Raw genomic sequence first — 18442 nt, 5'->3', positions numbered from 1 at the left:
GGGCACGCCCCACACCCTATTCATCCCGTGCGCACAACCGCGCTACCGGCGCGAAGGAACGGCGGTGGTGCGGAGTCGGCCCCAACCGATTAAGTCCATCAAGATGAGCGGCGGTGCCGTAACCGGCATTGCGTTCCCAGCCAAAACCGGGAAACTCGGCCGCCAGAGTGGCCATCAAGGCATCACGGTGGACCTTGGCGACCACCGAAGCCGCAGCAATCGAGAGCGATCGCCCGTCACCACCAACCACCGGATGCGCCAGACACGGCAGCTTCGGACAATGCGGCCCGTCGATCAGGGCATGATCGACGGGGTGACCGGCACGGAGGACCAGGGCGTCAAAGGCACGACGCATCGCCAGAAACGTTGCCTGAAGGATATTTATGCGGTCAATTTCCTCGACTTCGGCCCGCCCCAACCCGATCAGGGCGGTTTGCTCCAGTCGAGCCGCCAGAGCTTCGCGCCGTTTTGCGGTCAGGCGCTTGGAATCATCCAGCCCGTCATACCTGAGCGCCGGATCGAGATAGACCGCAGCCGCAATCACTGGACCAGCCAGAGGACCGCGACCGACTTCATCGATACCGACAACGAAGCCCTCCAATGCGGCTTCGAGAGCGAAATCGGGCATTGTTCTCTTTCATGGATCGTCAACACCGGGACGGAACCGTTACGGGTCCCGCCCCGGTCTGCCATCACTCTTCGGCTGGCGTTCCGTCGAGATCGCCGGGGGTGGCAACCATCGCCTCCGAGATCAACCCGGCATTCTGGCGGATAGCGCCTTCGATTTCGGCGGCGACATCGGCATGCTCGCGCAGCCAGTTTTTTGCATTCTCGCGTCCCTGACCGATGCGAATCGAATTGTACGAGAACCACGCGCCCGACTTCTCGACAACGCCAGCCTTGACGCCCAGATCGATCAGTTCGCCTAATTTCGACACGCCTTCGCCATACATGATGTCGAAATCGACAACCTTGAACGGCGGGGCCAGCTTATTCTTAACCACCTTGACGCGAGTCTGGTTACCCACCACCTCGTCCCGGTCCTTGATGGCACCGACACGACGGATTTCCATCCGCACCGACGCATAGAACTTCAGCGCGTTGCCGCCGGTGGTGGTTTCCGGATTGCCGAACATCACGCCGATCTTCATCCGTATCTGGTTGATGAAGATAACGATGGTCTTCGACTTCGACACCGAACCCGTCAGCTTACGCAGCGCCTGGCTCATCAACCGGGCATGGAGGCCGACATGGGCATCGCCCATCTCGCCTTCCAGTTCGGCACGCGGCACCAGCGCAGCCACTGAATCGACCACCAGAACATCGATGGCACCGGAACGGACCAGGGTATCGACGATTTCCAATGCCTGTTCACCGGCATCGGGCTGACTGATCAACAATTCGTCGAGCACGACACCAAGCTTGCGGGCATAGCCGGGGTCGAGCGCATGTTCGGCGTCGATGAAGGCGCAAGCGCCGCCTTTCTTCTGCGCCTCCGCGATGATGTGAAGGGCCAGGGTGGTCTTACCCGAGCTTTCCGGCCCATAAACTTCGATGATGCGACCGCGCGGCACGCCGCCGATCCCGAGCGCCACGTCAAGGCCAAGCGAACCGGTCGAGATCACTTCGGTTTCAACCACCTGATCTTTTTGGCCCAGCTTCATGATCGAACCTTTGCCGAAGGCCCGTTCGATTTGGCTGACAGCAGCTTCAAGCGCCTTTTGTCTGTCCATCGTATCCTTGTCCACGAGACGCAACGCAGCCTGCGACATGGCCGTCCTCCTCCTGTATCCCGAACCGGGTCGCCGTGCAATGCTGATCATTGTACCCTATGCGTTCCAGCGCACAACAACAAATGTTCACGTATTGTATACGTTACCCCTGATTGACGGAGAAAAATAACTTTGCGATCATTAATTGTTGCGCATGAAATCAGGAGGTTTGGGATGGCCGAACCAGTCTACAGTCCCCCAGCGAACGCTCACTCACATCGCCCTGGCATGATCCAGACCAAACGAGGATACACCCGCCTCCCCCGCGATGAACGCGAGCGAATGATCGTCGCCGAAGCAATCCGCTTCTTTGCCGAAGTCGGATTCGAGGGGCAGACCCGAATTCTGGCCGAGCGTCTGGGGGTAACCCAGCCACTGCTTTATCGCTACTTCCCGGACAAGAACGCCCTGATCGACAGAGTGTGCCACGAGATATTCGAGATATGGCAGACGGACTGGAACACGATTCTAACCGACCGCACCCGCCGACTGGAAGACCGGATCACCGGACTTTACCGCACCTATGTCCGTGCCGGGTACAGCCACGAACGGGCGCGATTGTTCCTGTTCGCTACCCTACGCGATCCGGTGTTGGCCGCCCGCCACCTTGCACACTTGCGCACCGTCCTGTTTCTACCGCTGTGTCGTGAAGTCCGGCACGAGTTTGGCGACGAAGGCGAGGTGCCACCCCGCGACATCGATCTGGCGGCCAGCCTGCACGGAGCGGTCGGATACGCCATTCTATGCCGCCACACCCTTCCCAACTCGGCATGGGACGATCTCGATACCGCCATCACAACGCTGGTAACGACGTTTCTCGGCGCTTTCCGCGCCGATCTATCCGTTGCGGCACAATGAACCGGCTGACGATATCGTCTTGCCTCGGTTGCGGTTTTTCACGAATCAGACCGCACGAGGATTGCCTTTGCGCCGCCCTGGTGCCATTTATACTTCATGGCAAAGAAAAAAATATCGGCGGTCGAACAGGCCAAAGCGGCCGCAGCCGCGAAAAAAGGCGGTAAGCCTAAAGGCATCAACAAGGGCGTGGTCCTGGTGATCCTGGCCGCGCTGGTGCCCTTCTCGCTGCCGACCGTGGTGCTGGTGTTCTTCACCATGCTACCAACCCTGGTCGCCTGGGTCGCCGAGAAAGGCCCAAACCGCTACGCTTTTCTCTGCGTCGGCGGGCTGAATTTTGCCGGCGTATTTCCCTATCTGTTTTCGCTGTGGTTTGGCGTCCATACCTTGGACGAATCCTTCCGCATGGTCACCGACCCGGTCATGCTGTCCGTGGCCTATGGATGCGCCGGGATCGGTTGGGGGCTGTACGGGATAATGCCGCCACTTGTCGCCAGCTATCTGGCCAGCAGCAGCCAACGCAGGGTCGTTAATCTCAAAGCCGCCCAGGCCAAACTGGTTGAGGAATGGGGCGAAAACGTCGTCAGAAAGCAGCCGTCCTGACCTCGTTTTCTGATCGCGTTCTTGCCGCCGCCCAGAGCTGAAACGAGAACCGGCCGGAAGGTTTTACCCTTCCGGCCGGTTCCAACTTCGGTCCTTTTGAGCGCCTCGCTTCAGATTTAAAGCTCGGCGCTCCTGGACCCATCGGAGGATTTAGAACTTCACGACAACCGAGGCTTCGCCCAGGAGCCACGTGTCATCGTCGTTACCAAGATTGCCGTTCGTGGTTTTCTGGTACTGACGATACCCACCGCCCGACTGAGCCGCAGCGACAGCACCCGCCAACGAAACATTGTCGGTGATCGTCCATTCGGCAACGAAGTCGATTTCGCGCGCCAGACTGTTGGACGTCATGGTGTCACCGTACTGGCTCTTCTTGTCGTAATTGTACAGATAGCCAAGAACCGACAACTTCAGGTCATCCCGAGGATTGACCGAGAAGTTGAGCATGTTCACGTTGACGTTGCTGTTCGAGATGACGTAGTTGCCGACGATCTCGCCCATGAACCAAGTGCCGTAGCCACGGCTAGCCGAGTTGTAGAAGAACGGATCGTAGGCGGTCTTCTTGTTGTCATTGGGATTGCCGTCACCGCTGAAATGCGCATAACGGTAGGACAGCTTCGGGGTCCACAGCACGTCGGACAACTGATAGCCCGGCTCGATATACCAAGCGCTGGCATCGACCTTGCTGTGGGCCCGGTCGTTGCTTTCGTAGACATAATTGCCATACAGCGAGAAGTCAGGAACAGCCGGGATGAAGTTACCACCCAGATGCAGGGAGACGACGTTCATGCCTTCGCGGTTCGACGTCACGGTATTGGTGACAAGCGAGTTGGCGTTGCCATGGCCAAAGCTGAAGGGGCCATCGTTGGTAGCGTTGACGACGTTGAAATAGGTTATACCGGCATACCATTTGCGGTCGGCATAGGTGGTCGCGCCATTGCGGACCGGGCCACCCTCAACCTGATCGGCATTGCCGAACACTTCGAAATTGGCACCAACAACCTTGGCCTTGGCCTGATCGAGGTTGACCTGAACCTTCTGCTGCGACGAATCGTTCTGTAGATAGAAGACGTCAGCACGGAACGGCCCCTGCGCAATCTTGGCAATGCCGGTCTGGGCGAAGGCGGTACGCGACTGGTTCCACCAACCACCGCGTTTACCGGCGTTGTTGACGCCGTTGCTGATCAGGAAGCCATCGCCAACGCGGAAGCTCTGACGACCACCGGAGAGGTCAAGGGCATCTTCATCGAGGCCGAAACTGGTCAGAGTCTTACCCGAACGCCACCCGGCATAGGCGTTTTCGATGTCGATCAACACCGGATGACCATAGGTGGTCGAGTACAGACTGGCATCGCCGTCGCCACCAGTCGCGGTCAGCTGGCCGCTGACATCACCATAGAAGGTGCCCGCGAACTCGGTCTCATACGAAGCCTTCAATTCGGGATGAAGGAACAACTCGCTCCACGACGGACGGCGGCTGATACGGTTGCTGGCCGACCCCGCCGTATAGGTACCCGCGCCGAACTGGGCACCGGGGGACGTGAACAGCGACAGGCCGCCGGTGAACGCGCCATCAACCTTCAGACCGCCCTGCTCGTACAGCGACACATCGGCAACCGCCGGGACAGCTGTACAGCCGAGAACGACCGACAGGATCGCCCCCGTGATCAGACCGCGGTTGCGGAGATCGTGTCGAACCATAAGATACCCCCTACTGAATCTGCCAAGACTATTCCGGCGTTTTGCAAGGCACATGCCATCCGGGTGTCGCCGATCATCCCCAAATTGTTACGGCACGGTGACTCATCCTGCCGCTTTGCTGTGCAAGGACGATTCATACATGGTTGATTGTTGGGCAGGCAATCTGGAAACGCCTAAAGTCAAGGCGGCTCACGCGGAATGCCTAAGACCGTTGCCGATTAGCAACGGTCCTGCATGCCTATTTTTCCCGTAAAAGTCTAGTCTGGTGGGGATTTAGGTATCAGCATGATTTCCCGCATCGAGTATCATGCTGCAAGACGTCTAGCCCTTCTAGACGGAACGACCGATGATTGCTACCAAAAGCTAAGAACGGCCGCCCCAATCCAGGGACAGGATCACGGCGCGGGCGCGTTTCTGCTCCGCTCGATCTGACGCCAACGGGTGACGTTAGCGTTATGCGCGTCGAGCGTGGCCGCAAAGGCATGGCCACCGCTGCCGTCGGCGACGAAATACAGATCGTCGGTGCGGATAGGATGCAGCACAGCCTCCAGCGAGGCGCGGCCGGGATTAGCGATCGGCGTGCGCGGCAGTCCGTCGATAGCGTAAGTATTCCACGGATGCGCCGTGTTGAGATCGGCACGGGTCAAGGGACGGTCGAGCACCCCCATTCCGTCCGAGACGCCGTAGATCACGGTGGGATCGGATTGCAACCGCATCCCCCGCGCCATCCGATTATAAAATACGGCGGCAATCCGGGGCCTCTCCGCGGCAATCGCGGTCTCGCGCTCGACAATCGAAGCCAGAATCAGCGCTTCTTCAGGGCTGCGCAACGCAACACCGAGATCGCGCCCGGCCCACAGCGTTTCGAGATTGCGCCGCATCGACTTTTCCATCCGCGCCAGCACCTCGTCACGCGGCTCGTCGCGGACAGCGTGCCACGTCTCGGGCAAGAGCCAGCCCTCGGACAGAGACCGGGTGATCGAACCGGACAAGAAGTCGGCCTCTTCGACCAGAGCCGCGACCTGACGCACGGTCAACCCCTCGGCCACAGTCAGCTTGTGGACCACCACCCGCCCATCGGCAACGATTCGCATCGCGTCCTCGGCTGAAACACGGGCGGGAAAAGCATATTCACCGGCCTTCAGGGTCGCGCGACGCAGTTTGGTCCCGACAATGAAGACAAAACGATCGGAGATCACCCCGGCCTGCTCCAGCAAAGTGGCGGCGGCCTCGGTCCCCGCTCCCTTGGGAATGATCACGGTGATGGGGGCCTGGGCCGGGCCGGGACTGGTAAAGGCGACATGCCCACGCCATGCCGCCACCCCTGCCAGCAGAACCAGTGCCAGTAGAACACCCAACGCTTTGGCCTTCATGCGACCCCCTGAAAGCAACGAAGGCCCCCGCAATATGCGGGGGCCTTGTTTAGTATCAATACGCAGACCCGAACCGCGTCACGGTCCCTTACGGAACACCAGCGAAGCGTTTGTACCGCCAAAGCCGAATGAATTCGACAAGACGATATCAACCTTGCGCTCCTTAGCTTTCAACGGCACCAAATCGATGTCGCAGCCTTCGGACGGGTTATGCAGATTGAGGGTCGGCGGTACGATCTGATCGCGGATAGCCAGCAGCGAGAAGATCGCTTCGACCGCACCGGCAGCACCGAGCAGATGCCCGACCGCAGACTTGGTCGAGGACATGCTGAGCTTATAGGCATGCTCGCGGAACAGACGCTTAATCGCCGACAATTCGATTTCATCGCCCAGCGGAGTCGAGGTGCCGTGAGCGTTGATGTAATCGATGTCATCAATCGTCACCTGAGCCCGCTTCAACGCGGCAACCATGGCGCGATAGCCACCATTACCGTCATCAGCCGGAGCGGTGATGTGATGAGCATCGCCGGACATGCCATAGCCAATCACTTCGCCATAGATCTTGGCGCCGCGCTTCTTGGCATGCTCCAGTTCTTCCAGGACGACGATGCCAGCACCTTCGCCCATCACGAACCCGTCACGTTCCTTGTCCCACGGCCGCGACGCTTCGGTCGGACGGTCGTTGAACCCGGTCGAAAGAGCACGGGCAGCAGCGAAACCGGCGAGACCAAGGCGATGGACCGCAGCTTCGGCACCACCGGCAACCATCACGTCGGCGTCGTCGAACATAATCAGCCGGGCAGCATCGCCGATAGCGTGCGCCCCGGTGGCGCAGGCCGTCACAACCGCATGATTGGGGCCTTTGAAGCCGTAGCGGATCGAGACATGGCCCGAGACCAGATTGATCAGGGCGGCGGGGATGAAGAACGGACTGATCCGGCGCGGACCGGATTTTTCAAGCGTCAGAGCGCCGTCGGCGATATTGGGCAAACCGCCAATACCGGAACCGATCATCACACCGGTGCGTTCGCGCGATTCATCGTCCTCGGGCAACCAGCCCGAATCGAGAACCGCCTCGGTCGCGGCGGCGAGGCCATAGACGATGAAATCGTCCATGCGCCGACGATCCCTGGCCGAAGCCACGGAATCGAGATCGAGTTCGCCTGGATTGGTGCCTCTCGGCACGACCCCGGCGATCTGAGCGGGCAGATCGGAGACATCAAAGCTCTCGACACGGCGGATACCGGACTGGGCGGCGAGAAGCCGTTCCCAGTTGGTCTTCACTCCGCTGCCCAGCGGAGTGACGAGGCCGAGGCCGGTGACGACGACACGTCTCATGAAACCCTGGCTTTCGGAAGTCACGGGAAAAGGATAAGGGCGCCGCCCCCGAAAGAGCGGCGGCCGGCGCCCGGAGTCCGGATCAGGAATTCTTGCTGATGAAGTCGATCGCGTCCTTCACCGTCAAAATCTTCTCAGCCGCATCGTCCGGAATCTCGACGGAGAATTCCTCCTCGAAAGCCATCACCAGCTCGACGGTGTCGAGGCTGTCGGCGCCCAGGTCGTCGATGAAGCTGGCGTTCTCGGTCACCTTGGACTCTTCGACGCCCAGATGCTCGACGACAATCTTCTTAACCCGTTCGGCCACGTCACTCATGTGTGATCCCTCAAAAGTCTTGTCCGTTGAAAAACTGGCTTATGCGCCGAGACGGCGCATCCCCCTGTCAGGCGAAAAGTGCCCGTTCCTAGCACACTTTTCCCCCCTTGACCAGCCTCGGGCAGATCCCTATCGCACCAACCTCAGATCATTGCCATGCCGCCATTGACATGGAGGGTCTGGCCGGTAACGTAGGCGGCTTCTGCCGAGGCGAGATAGACCACGGCGGCGGCGATTTCCTCGACGCTGCCCATCCGGCCGACGGGAATGCCGCTCAGCAGCTTACCCTTCTGATCGTCGTTCAGCACGTCAGTCATTGCCGAAGTGATAAAGCCGGGCGCGACGCAATTGACGGTAATACCCCGGCTGGCGACTTCCTGAGCCAGCGACTTGCTAAGGCCGATCAGACCCGCCTTCGAGGCTGCGTAATTGACCTGTCCCGGATTGCCGGTAACACCGACGATCGAGGTGATGTTGACGATGCGGCCGAAACGACGCTTCATCTGCCCCTTGAGCGCGGCGCGACACAGGCGGAAAGCGGCGGTGAGGTTGACGTCCAGCACCGTCTGCCAATCCTCGTCCTTCATTCGCAGCACCAGACCGTCGCGGGTCAGGCCGGCATTATTGACCAGAATATCGAGCGACCCGAGCGCGGCCTCGGCATCCTTGGCCAGTTGCTCAACCGCCGCCGGGTCGGACAGATTGGCAGGCAGGACATGAACCCGCTCGCCCAGTTCAGCCGCCAGCGTATCCAGCGCCTCGCGCCGGGTGCCATGCAAGCCGACCACCGCGCCCTGAGCATGCAGAGCGCGGGCGATGGCACCGCCGATACCGCCCGAGGCACCGGTCACCAGCGCCGTCTTTCCGGAAAGATCGAACATCGGACTCCCCCCTTTTCCGATCGGTTTACAGAGACTTCAGGAACGTCTCGACGTCGGCGGGGGTGCCCACCGAACTGCCGGTCAGTTCCTTGTCGATACGCCGGGCCAGCCCGCCCAGCACCTTGCCCGAACCAAGCTCGACCAGCGTGGTCACCCCTTGGGCCTTCATGAACAGAACGCTTTCGCGCCAGCGCACGGTGCCGGTAACCTGACGGACCAGCAAATCGCGGATTTCATCCGGCGCGGTGACCCGTCCGGCGGTGACGTTGGCGACCAGCGGCACGCGCGGCGCGGCCATCGCCACATTCGCCAGGGCCTCGGCCATCGCATCGGCGGCGGGCTGCATCAGCGAACAGTGGAACGGAGCAGACACCGGCAGCAGAACCGCCCGCTTGACCCCTCTCTCACCGGCGATCTTCATCGCCCGCTCGACCGCGGCCTTGTGGCCCGACACCACGACCTGCGCACCACCGTTATCGTTGGCGGCCTCGCACACCTCTCCTTCGGCGGCGGCGGCGGCGATCTCGTGCGCCAGTTCCAACTCGGCACCCAGCAAGGCGGCCATCGCGCCGACACCAACCGGCACCGCCTTTTGCATCGCCTGCCCGCGAATCTTCAGCAGGCGAGCCGTATCGGCGATCGAAAAGGTTCCGGCGGCAGCCAGCGCCGAATACTCACCCAGCGAATGACCGGCGACGAACGACGCGGCCTGAGCAAGGTCCAGCCCACCTTCGGTTTCCAACACGCGCACCACCGCCAGCGACACCGCCATCAGTGCGGGCTGGGCATTTTCGGTCAGAGTCAGATCGGCTTCCGGCCCTTCGGCCATGAGAACCGACAGCTTCTGCGACAGAGCGTCGTCAACTTCCTCGAACACCTGACGGGCGACCGGAAAGGCTTCGGCCAGCTCACGGCCCATGCCGACTGCCTGCGAGCCTTGGCCGGGAAAGACGAACGCACGGGTCATAATCTGCTAACTCCCCTCGGATTCCTTAGGACCGCGAAGGAAAGGGAAAGCCTCTCCCCTGTCAAGAAAAGATATAGATGCCGCTCAGACGGGTGCCCACAGCACGTCGTCAATCCGTGTCGCTCCGGTCAACAGCATCACCAACCGATCGAAGCCAAGCGCGATCCCGGCCGAATCGGGCATGCCGTATTCCAGTGCCGCCAGGAAATCCTCGTCGGCGGGGGGCGCGGCCCCGTACAGCGACCGGGCCAGCGCCTGATCCTCGGCAAAACGGCGGCGCTGCTCGGCGGCATCGGTCAACTCGCCGAACGCATTGGCCAACTCGACCCCCAGGACATAGACCTCGAACCGCTCGGCAACGCGGTTGTCGGCAACGGAGGGCCGGGCCAGCGCCGCCATCGACAGCGGCCAGGAATGGAGAAACACCGGAGCGTCAAAGCCAAGATGCGGTTCGATCCGGTCCATCATGATCCGAAAGACGATATCGTCCCATCGATCCGAAGCACTGAAGGAAATCCCGATCCGGGCCGCTTCGGCGGCAATCAGGTCACGCTGAGGCACCAATGGGTCGGGCGCGGTGGCCAGAAGGTCGATCCCGGCATAATCGCGAAACGCCTGAGCCACTGACAACCGACGCCAGGGCTGGAACGGATCGCAGACACGATCCAGACGCGACAGCCTGGTAACTCCGATGGCTTCGGCGCTGGCGGCAACCAGCGCTTCGGTATCGTCCATCAGCGCGTCCAACGGTGCGCCGGTTCGGTACCACTCCAACATGGTGAATTCGGGATGGTGGGTGTCCGACCGCTCGGCATTGCGGAACACCCGCGCCATTTGGTAGATCTTTGGCATCCCCGCCACCAAAAGCTTCTTCATCGCGAATTCGGGACTGGTATGCAGGCCCATCGTCCGATCCGGGCCGCCATAGGGATCGGTCAAAGCGGTGGAGAACCATTTCAGATGCGGTTCCATCCCCGGCGAAACCTGAAGACAGGGCGTCTCGACCTCGGTAAAACAGCGCACGGCGAAAAACGCTCTAACCGCCTCGACAATCTTGGCGCGGGCCTCCAGCCGCTCGCGGCGCAAGGCGAAGCGCTCGGGCCGCCACCATTGTTCTTCCACCCCGACCTTGCCTGCGCTCATCTTTTCCCCTATCCCGTCCCGATGTCCCAGTCCCATCTCCCCTACCGCCGTCCGGCCGAACTGGTCGAAGCCGGTCTGATCGACGCCGCCGCTCTGGCTGCGGTCGAACAGGCGGCAACCGCGTTTCCGCTGCTGCTGCCGCGTCAGCTGGCCGCGCTGATCGATCCCGCCGACCCCGCCGATCCGATTGCCCGTCAGTTCGTCCCCCAGGCGGAAGAGATGGAAATTCGCCCCGAGGATCGCGCCGATCCGATTGGAGACCAAACCTACAGCCCGCAGGCGGGGATCGTCCACCGCTACCCCGACCGGGTTCTACTGACCCCGCTCCTGACCTGCGCCGCCCATTGCCGGTTCTGCTTCCGCCGCACCCGAGTCGGCGACACCGCCGCCGCGATGAGTCCAGCCGAGATCGACGCCGCGCTGGCCTATATCGCCGCACGGCCCGAGGTGCGCGAAGTGGTGATCACAGGCGGAGACCCGCTGATGCTGGGGCCGCGCCGGATCGGCCTGTTGCTGGCTGCGCTGGCCGGGATTGCCCACCTCGACGTGGTACGCTTTCACACCCGCCTGCCGGTGGTGGCGCCCGATCGGATCGACGCGGCGATGGTCGCGGCCTTGTGCCCACCGCCTCAAGCAGGGTTCTCGGTGTGGCTGGCGGTTCAGATCAACCACGCCCGCGAACTTGCCCCCGCGACCGCTCAAGCCCTGGCCCGTCTGACTGACACCGGGCTACCGCTGCTGGCTCAGACGGTTCTGCTGAAGGGGGTGAACGATTCGGCCGCGACGCTGGAAGCGCTGTTCCGCGCACTGGTGCGGCAACGGGTGCGGCCTTATTACCTGCACCATCCCGACCTTGCCCCCGGCACCGGCCATTTCCGCCCCAGTCTGGCCGAGGGCCGCGCCCTGATGCGGACTCTGCGCGGCCGCCTCAGCGGAATCGCCCTGCCGACCTATGTGCTGGACATCCCCGGCGGCTTCGGCAAGGTGCCGGTCGGGCCGGATTACTGGGACGAGGACAGCCTCACCGTCACCGATCCAAGCGGCCGCCGCCACTCCCGGCCCCAGGGATAGTCGAGACCGCTCGACACGGCGTCGGAAAAAATGTTCAGCGGGGTGGATGGACCTTCCCAGGTTCAGCGGAACCGCCGCCACACCCACCGCAGCCCGGACAGCCGCCGGAACGCTTGCGTCCCAGCAATGCAGAGGCCCAGCGCCACATCCGCCAGCCGATCCAACCGGCGGCGGCGGCGACCAAAACGACGACCAGGATCGTTTGCACCATCGGGTCAGCTCCCGATCAGCGACGAAGCCACCCGGAACGTGACGAACGACGCCCCATAAGCCAGCGTGGTCAGACCAAAGAACATCGCCATCGGCCACCAGTAGGAATTCAGTTCGCGCCGCACCACGCTCAACGTGGCGATACATTGCGGGGCGAAGACATACCAGGTCAGGAAGGACAAGGCGGTGGGCAAACTCCAGGAATGGGCGAGCAGCCCGGCCAGGGAATTGCGCATCGAATCGCCGCTATCGCTCAGGGCATAGACCGTTCCCAACACGCCGACCGCCACCTCGCGCGCCGCCATTCCAGGCACCAGAGCCACCGCGATCTCCCAATTGAAGCCAATCGGAGCCAGCAGCGGTTCGAGGAAATGGCCAATCATTCCGGCAATCGAATAATCGATCGCGGGCAGGGTTGCCCCCTCCGGCGCAGCGGGAAAACTGGCCAAGGCCCAGATCACAACCATCAGCGCGAAGATCGTCGTTCCGGCGCGGACCAGAAACGCCCGCGCCCGCTCGTAAAGGCCAAGCAGGACGTTATGCGGACGCGGCAGGCGATAGGCGGGAAGCTCCATCAGCAACGGCTCGCGCGCGCCGGACAGCAAGGTCCGCTTCAACACGAAGGCAATCAGCAGCCCGGACAAAATCCCGGCGGCATAAAGAGCGAACAGCACCAGTCCAGGCAGACCGACCCAGCCGTTCAGCACCTGTCGTTGCGGCACGAACGCGGCGATGATCAGGGTATAGACCGGCAGCCGGGCCGAACAGGTCATCAGCGGCGCGATCATGATGGTGGCGATACGGTCGGTGCGATTTTCAATCGTCCGCGCCGCCATGATCCCCGGCACGGCACAGGCAAAGCTGGACAATAACGGGATGAAGGCGCGGCCATGCAGGCCGACGCCGCCCATCATTTTGTCGAGCAGAAAGGCCGCGCGGGCCATGTAGCCTGAATCCTCCAGAATCTGGATGAACAGGAACAGCACCAGAATTTGGGGAAGGAAAATCACCACGCTGCCGACGCCGCCGATAATACCATCGGTGATCAAGCTTTTCAGCGGGCCGTCGGCCATACCGGCATCGATCAGACCCTTGACCGTCGACAGACCGCCGTCAATCAGCTCCATCGGCAGACGCGCCCACGAGAACACCGCCTGAAACATCAGGAACAGCAGCGCCAGCAGGATAAACAGCCCCGTGGCGGGCTGGAGCAGAACCCGGTCGATACGGCGGGTGGCGAGGTGGGGACGCGACGGCCGCCCAATCGCCTGGGCCATAATCGCTTCGACTTGGGCATGATAGTCGCGCAAATCGCGTGCACTGGGTTCTGTCCAGCCGCAAGGCGCGCTTGTCGGAGTCATCCCCTCGCTGTTGGCGACCTGAATCGTGCGGTCGATTTGATCGAGCAAGGGCTGAATACCGTCCTTGCGAATCGCCACCGTTGGCACCACCGGGATCCCCAACGCCGCCGATAGTTCGGCGGCATCGACGGCAATGCCCTGGCTCTCGGCCTCATCCATCATGTTGAGGGCCAGGATCACCGGGCGGCCCAACTTCTTCATCTCCAGCACCAGCCGCAGATTGAGCCGCAGCCGAGTCGCGTCAACGACACAGACAATCGCCTCGGGCACCGCTTCGTCGGCGCGACGCCCCAACACGACGTCGCGCGTGACCTCTTCGTCGGGCGAGCGGGCGCGCAAGCTATACGTACCGGGCAGATCGATGACCTTGACGCGGGTTCCGGCGGGGCTGACGAACATCCCCTCCTTACGCTCGACCGTGACCCCGGCATAGTTGGCGACCTTCTGCCGCGCTCCGGTTAGCGCGTTGAACAGAGCGGTCTTGCCACAATTGGGATTTCCGACCAGGGCAATACGGGGCGGCCCGTCGCTGCGGGCGGAAACGCTGTCGTCCTTGGGCATGCCCCTAGTCCTTCAGCCGCCGGACCATTACCGCGCTGGCCTCGACCCGGCGCAACGCGATTGTGCTGTCGCCGACCAGAACCGCGATCGGATCGCGACGGGGAAAGCCTTCGTGAAGGATCTCGATCCGGGCGCCTTCTACTAGTCCCATCTCGATCAGACGACGTTCTAACTCGCCCGTTTTCAGGGTAGAGAGAGCCGCGGATTCGTCCAGCGCAATAATCTCGGCCTGCGCTCCTTTGCGGAGCGCGCCCAGGGACACCCCCGCCGCAATCGCCTGCCCCGGTTCCACTTGCATGATCGTTCCCTGCTCCACCCCAAGCGAAGGATTCTGCTCCGCATTCTCAAAATGTGTCAATCGATTTCCTCGAAACATCATCATCTTGCGGCTTCAGGACCGGGCTTGGCCCAACGTAAAAAGAACCACCGCCGCGATAGCCAGCACGATCGCGACGAAATGGTAAATGTTCATCGGCTCCCTTAAAATCAACCCACCAACGACCAGCGTGGTCGTTAAGATCGATAAGGCGGCATACAGCACATAGTGTGATGCACCGAACCGCGTATAAAGCAGATTGAAGCCAAGATAGGTCAGAAACAGTCCAGCACCACCAATAAGAATTGGGCGCAGATCGGACTTTATCAGCGATATGGGATCGAAACGGCCAAGCAGCGGCGAGGCGGCAACCGATAACAGCACCGCGACAAGAGCGCTCGCACCGACAAACAGAAGACCGTTGGCTTCGCCGGACGATTGCTTCTGACCATAAGCGAAAATGGCATTCCCCACAGCCGCGATCAGAGCGAACAGGACAGGCAGAATAAGGGACATAGCCGGTCTCTCTTCACGGCTCGGGAACAGCTCCATTGTGCGTCTGGCGAGACGGGGAGAAAACCGCTCTCTCGGCATGGGCCGGTCGCGTTTACACACGACCGGCCAAGCTCAATCGTCGAGTAAATGCTTAGAACGTCAGATCGCCCACTGCCGGAACAGTATCGAACGGGGCGGCAACCTGTTCTGGCGAGACCTCAGCCAGGGTCGAGGGAGTCCAGACCGGACGGTTATCGCGGTCGATCAACAGAGCGCGGACGCCTTCGACGAAATCGGGCGCACGGGCGACAATTTGGGACAAACGATATTCCATCGTCAGGCATTCGTCGAACGACAGAGAGGCGGCGCGGCGAATCATCTCGAAGGTAATCGCCACCAGAAGCGGCGAATGCCGCCGGAGCGTCGCCAGAGTTTCGGCGGCGAAGGGGTCGGTTTCGGCGGCCAACGCCGCCAGCACGTCGTCCAACTGGTCATGGCCGAAGCAGCGGTCGATCAGGGCACGCTCGCCATCCAAAGCGGTCGGGCCGGGATCGCTGGAGAAGCGAGCGACGATCGCGGCGACGGCTTCATCGTCCCTGGCCTCGGACAACGCCTCGCGCAGCGCATCGATCTTTCCACTTTCAACATAATGGGTGGCGATACCGACATGCAGGGTATCGGCCGGTCCGAGCCGGGCCCCGGTCAGGCCGAGATAGCGTCCGATCGCCCCCGGAAGGCGCGACAGCACAAAGCTGCACCCGACGTCAGGATAAAAGCCGATCCCGGTTTCGGGCATTGCAAACAGAGTGCGTTCGGTGGCGATACGATAGCGACCATGGACCGAGACACCGACTCCGCCCCCCATCGTGATGCCATCCAGCAGCGCGACATAGGGCTTGGGCAGGGTCTTGATGCGGCGATTGAAGCGGTATTCGTCACGATAAAAAGCGGTGAGATAGTCGGTGTCGCCATCGGCGGCGGCACGATGCAGCCGCTTGATATCGCCTCCGGCGCAGAACGCCCGCTCGCCTTCGCCTTCGATCACCACCAGGGCGACGTCCGGGTCGGCGGCCCAACGGTCCAATTGCGGATGCATTGCGTGAACCTGATCCAGGGTCAGAGCGTTCAGAGCCTTGGGCCGGTCGAGGACAATCCGGCCGATCCGGCCCAGGCGTTCGAAGCGGATAGTGGTCTCAGTCACGGAACGGGTCTCCCTGTCGTCACTATGGGGCGGGCTGTATCCGATACGGGGGTATCGGATGTAGAAAATCAGGTCATGATGGATACGAATTCGGCGAAAATATCGGCCTGAATGGTGACGTGGCGGCGCATCGCCGCTTGTGCGCCATCCGGGTCGGAGCGGACCAGCGCGGCCAGGATGTCACGATGCTCGGCCATGCTGGCCTCGACACGGCCGGGATGGTTCAGTTGATAACGGCGATAAGGAGCCAGTCGCGCAAACAGCGAATGGGTCATCTCGCGCAAGATTTCATTGTGGCTGCCATCGTGGATCGCATCATGAAAGGTGCGATTGATGGCATAATAATTATCGAGATCGCCAGCGGCGGCCGACGCTTGCGCCTGATCGTGCAGTGCGGCCAGCCGACTCTTTTCCTCTGCGGACATCCGGCGGGCGGCGAAGCGGGCGCACAATCCCTCGATTTCGCTCATCACTTCGAACATCTGCACCATCCGGTGCAGGTCGAGCGGCGCGACCATCGCGCCCTGGTGCGGTTTCTTTTCGACCAGACCGGAATGAACCAATTGCAGAATCGCTTCGCGTACCGGCGTTCGCGACAGGCCGAAGCGGGTGGCCAGCCCCTCTTCGTCCAGACGAGAACCGGGCCGAAGCCGACCCTGGAAAATATCCCCCTCGATCGCCTGACGGATTTCCTCCGCCCGCGTCGCCGGTCGTTTCGGATCGCTCATCCTGTGCGCTTCCCTGTTTGATGGTCACGAGATCTCCCGCAACCGGATGCGTCCGATCTTTGCGCCGGACTGCACACATATTCGTCTATTTCGTATACATGACAGGGAGCGGGTGCGTCCAGAGCGCACGATTAGGTTGATTGAAACCAGCCCTAAAACGACAAAAACCGCGCTTCCATGGGAAGCGCGGCGACTGTCGGCCAGCACGAAGCTGGCAGGCGCGAAGACCTTTAGCCCTGACGCGCCTTGAAGCGCGGGTTGGTCTTGTTGATGATGTAGACGCGGCCCTTGCGACGAACGACACGGCAGTTCTTGTCGCGCAGCTTGGCCGACTTCAGGGAGTTGCGGATCTTCATGGCTCAGATTTCCTAAACAACGAATGGTCGCCCTAAACGGCGTCACCGGGGTGCGCGACCGGAGGGTCGGGACAATACGTAAAGCGACCCGGCCTGTCAACAGGGACAGGCCAAGTTTTTTGCTTACATCGGCTTGAGGCCGAGACGGTCGAACAATCCCCGATCCTGGCCGGGCGAGGCGTTCTTCGCGGTCAAAAGTTTATAGCCGCAAAACACTGAATTGGCACCGGCAAAGAAACACAAAGCCTGCATTTCCGCGCTCATCCCCTCGCGCCCGGCCGACAGGCGGACATAGGATTTCGGCATCATCACGCGGGCCACCGCGATGACCCGGATAAAATCGAACGGATCTGGACGTTCGACCGCCGCCTCGGCCAGCGGCGTGCCGGGAATCGGGATCAGCAGGTTGATCGGCACGCTGTCGGGCTGATGCGGCAGGTTGGCGAGCGTCACCAGCATGCTGGCGCGGTCGGTCTGACTCTCGCCCAGGCCGACGATACCGCCGGAACAGACATGCAGACCGGCATCGTGAACATGTTCCAGCGTCTCCAGCCGATCCTCGAAGGTCCGGGTGGTGACGATTTCCTTATAATGCTCGGGGCTGGTGTCGATGTTGTGGTTGTAATAATCGAGGCCGGCCTCTTTCAACTGACGGGCCTGTTCCCGCGACAGCACACCGAAGCTGGCGCAGGTCTCAAGCCCCAAAGCCTTGACCCCCTCGATCATCGTCAGAGCCACGGCGAAGTCATCGCCATGCGGCCCGCGCCAGGCCGCGCCCATGCAGAAACGAGAGGCGCCATCGGCCTTGGCCTTGGCCGCGGCCGCGATCACCTCCTCGACCGCCAGAAGCTTTTCGCGCTCCAGGTCGGTGTTGTGGTGGGCGCTTTGGGCGCAATAGGTGCAATCCTCGGGACAGGCCCCGGTCTTAATCGACAGCAGGCTGCTGATCTGGATGCGGTTAGGGTCGAAATGAGCGCGATGGACGGTCTGCGCCTGAAACAGGAGATCGTTGAAGGGAAGCGCGAACAGAGCCTCGACCTCTTCGACCGTCCAGTCGTGGCGGACCGTATCGCCGCCCGTCGTCGCCGGTGCCGTTTGCAATGCTTGGAGGGTCACGACGATCACCTTATTCCATGTCTCACGGGGGGCGAACTGTAGTGCGGCGCATGATGGCTTTGCAACAGGCGAGAAAAC

At 61.6% G+C, this 18442-nt stretch carries 20 protein-coding genes; 3 read left to right on the top strand and 17 right to left on the bottom strand.

Translation table 11 applies throughout. The features are described from left to right. Window positions 1-16: 16 nt before the first annotated feature. Both PHAMO_RS08340 and recA read right to left on the bottom strand, forming a co-directional pair. Window positions 17-628 (bottom strand): ribonuclease HII, encoded by a 612-nt coding sequence (locus PHAMO_RS08340; RefSeq protein WP_002728335.1) that lies wholly within the window; start codon window positions 626-628, stop codon window positions 17-19. Between the two features lie 64 nt (window positions 629-692). Then, the gene (gene recA / locus PHAMO_RS08335; protein WP_002728334.1) at window positions 693-1772 is read right to left on the bottom strand and encodes a recombinase RecA; all 1080 of its coding nucleotides are present in this window, start codon (window positions 1770-1772) and stop codon (window positions 693-695) included. Window positions 1773-1946: 174 nt separating this feature from the next. Between recA and PHAMO_RS08330 the strand changes: the two genes are divergently transcribed. After that, window positions 1947-2630 (top strand): TetR/AcrR family transcriptional regulator, encoded by a 684-nt coding sequence (locus PHAMO_RS08330; protein WP_002728332.1) that lies wholly within the window; start codon window positions 1947-1949, stop codon window positions 2628-2630. 96 nt (window positions 2631-2726) lie between these two features. Then, complete coding sequence (locus PHAMO_RS08325; protein ID WP_002728326.1) at window positions 2727-3230, top strand: hypothetical protein; 504 nt, start codon at window positions 2727-2729, stop codon at window positions 3228-3230. Between the two features lie 150 nt (window positions 3231-3380). Here the strand turns inward: PHAMO_RS08325 and PHAMO_RS08320 are convergent, their stop codons facing one another. From PHAMO_RS08320 to epmA, 7 genes are all read right to left on the bottom strand, one after another. After that, window positions 3381-4931 carry an alginate export family protein gene (locus PHAMO_RS08320; RefSeq protein ID WP_002728324.1) on the bottom strand — a complete coding sequence of 517 codons (1551 nt, stop codon included), beginning with the start codon at window positions 4929-4931 and terminating at the stop codon, window positions 3381-3383. Between the two features lie 395 nt (window positions 4932-5326). Continuing rightward, entirely contained in the window at window positions 5327-6304 is a 978-nt protein-coding gene (gene mltG, locus PHAMO_RS08315) for an endolytic transglycosylase MltG (protein WP_002728322.1), read from the bottom strand. 78 nt (window positions 6305-6382) lie between these two features. After that, a complete protein-coding gene (gene fabF / locus PHAMO_RS08310; RefSeq protein ID WP_002728320.1) occupies window positions 6383-7642 on the bottom strand; it encodes a beta-ketoacyl-ACP synthase II in 1260 nt (419 codons plus the stop codon). An 82-nt stretch (window positions 7643-7724) separates the two neighbouring features. Then, window positions 7725-7958, bottom strand: coding sequence for an acyl carrier protein (locus PHAMO_RS08305; protein ID WP_002728310.1), 234 nt, complete (start codon window positions 7956-7958; stop codon window positions 7725-7727). Window positions 7959-8101: 143 nt separating this feature from the next. After that, window positions 8102-8839, bottom strand: coding sequence for a 3-oxoacyl-[acyl-carrier-protein] reductase (gene fabG / locus PHAMO_RS08300; protein ID WP_002728308.1), 738 nt, complete (start codon window positions 8837-8839; stop codon window positions 8102-8104). Window positions 8840-8864: 25 nt separating this feature from the next. Continuing rightward, the gene (gene fabD / locus PHAMO_RS08295) at window positions 8865-9806 is read right to left on the bottom strand and encodes an ACP S-malonyltransferase (protein ID WP_002728306.1); all 942 of its coding nucleotides are present in this window, start codon (window positions 9804-9806) and stop codon (window positions 8865-8867) included. An 84-nt stretch (window positions 9807-9890) separates the two neighbouring features. Next, window positions 9891-10949: an EF-P lysine aminoacylase EpmA gene (epmA, locus tag PHAMO_RS08290; protein WP_002728304.1), complete on the bottom strand. Its 1059-nt coding sequence runs from the start codon at window positions 10947-10949 to the stop codon at window positions 9891-9893. A 21-nt stretch (window positions 10950-10970) separates the two neighbouring features. Between epmA and PHAMO_RS08285 the strand changes: the two genes are divergently transcribed. Beyond that, window positions 10971-12020 carry a lysine-2,3-aminomutase-like protein gene (locus tag PHAMO_RS08285; protein ID WP_002728303.1) on the top strand — a complete coding sequence of 350 codons (1050 nt, stop codon included), beginning with the start codon at window positions 10971-10973 and terminating at the stop codon, window positions 12018-12020. Between the two features lie 34 nt (window positions 12021-12054). On the opposite strand, the gene PHAMO_RS19390 is transcribed toward PHAMO_RS08285, so the two are convergent. The 8 genes from PHAMO_RS19390 to bioB all read right to left on the bottom strand — a co-directional run bounded on the left by PHAMO_RS19390 (window position 12055) and on the right by bioB (window position 18364). Continuing rightward, window positions 12055-12231, bottom strand: a complete 177-nt coding sequence (locus PHAMO_RS19390; RefSeq protein ID WP_155801618.1) for a FeoB-associated Cys-rich membrane protein — start codon at window positions 12229-12231, stop codon at window positions 12055-12057. Between the two features lie 4 nt (window positions 12232-12235). Beyond that, the gene (feoB, locus tag PHAMO_RS08280) at window positions 12236-14152 is read right to left on the bottom strand and encodes a ferrous iron transport protein B (RefSeq protein ID WP_002728302.1); all 1917 of its coding nucleotides are present in this window, start codon (window positions 14150-14152) and stop codon (window positions 12236-12238) included. Between the two features lie 4 nt (window positions 14153-14156). Continuing rightward, on the bottom strand, window positions 14157-14450 hold the full coding sequence (locus PHAMO_RS08275) for a FeoA family protein (protein ID WP_002728301.1): 294 nt from the start codon (window positions 14448-14450) through the stop codon (window positions 14157-14159). Between the two features lie 93 nt (window positions 14451-14543). Further along, complete coding sequence (locus PHAMO_RS08270) at window positions 14544-15020, bottom strand: EamA family transporter (protein WP_162136953.1); 477 nt, start codon at window positions 15018-15020, stop codon at window positions 14544-14546. Between the two features lie 94 nt (window positions 15021-15114). After that, window positions 15115-16164, bottom strand: coding sequence for an enoyl-CoA hydratase/isomerase family protein (locus PHAMO_RS08265; protein ID WP_002728299.1), 1050 nt, complete (start codon window positions 16162-16164; stop codon window positions 15115-15117). Between the two features lie 68 nt (window positions 16165-16232). Next, window positions 16233-16892 (bottom strand): GntR family transcriptional regulator, encoded by a 660-nt coding sequence (locus PHAMO_RS08260; protein ID WP_002728298.1) that lies wholly within the window; start codon window positions 16890-16892, stop codon window positions 16233-16235. 230 nt (window positions 16893-17122) lie between these two features. Continuing rightward, window positions 17123-17248 carry a type B 50S ribosomal protein L36 gene (ykgO, locus tag PHAMO_RS08255; RefSeq protein ID WP_021130908.1) on the bottom strand — a complete coding sequence of 42 codons (126 nt, stop codon included), beginning with the start codon at window positions 17246-17248 and terminating at the stop codon, window positions 17123-17125. A 123-nt stretch (window positions 17249-17371) separates the two neighbouring features. Beyond that, window positions 17372-18364 (bottom strand): biotin synthase BioB, encoded by a 993-nt coding sequence (bioB, locus tag PHAMO_RS08250; RefSeq protein WP_235720815.1) that lies wholly within the window; start codon window positions 18362-18364, stop codon window positions 17372-17374. Between the last annotated feature and the right edge of the window lie 78 nt (window positions 18365-18442).

It is taken from the genome of Magnetospirillum molischianum DSM 120, from assembly GCF_000294655.1.
GTDB lineage: Bacteria > Pseudomonadota > Alphaproteobacteria > Rhodospirillales > Magnetospirillaceae > Phaeospirillum > Phaeospirillum molischianum.
Note: the sequence above shows the minus strand (reverse complement) of the source record. Positions and strands in the feature narration are given on the sequence as shown.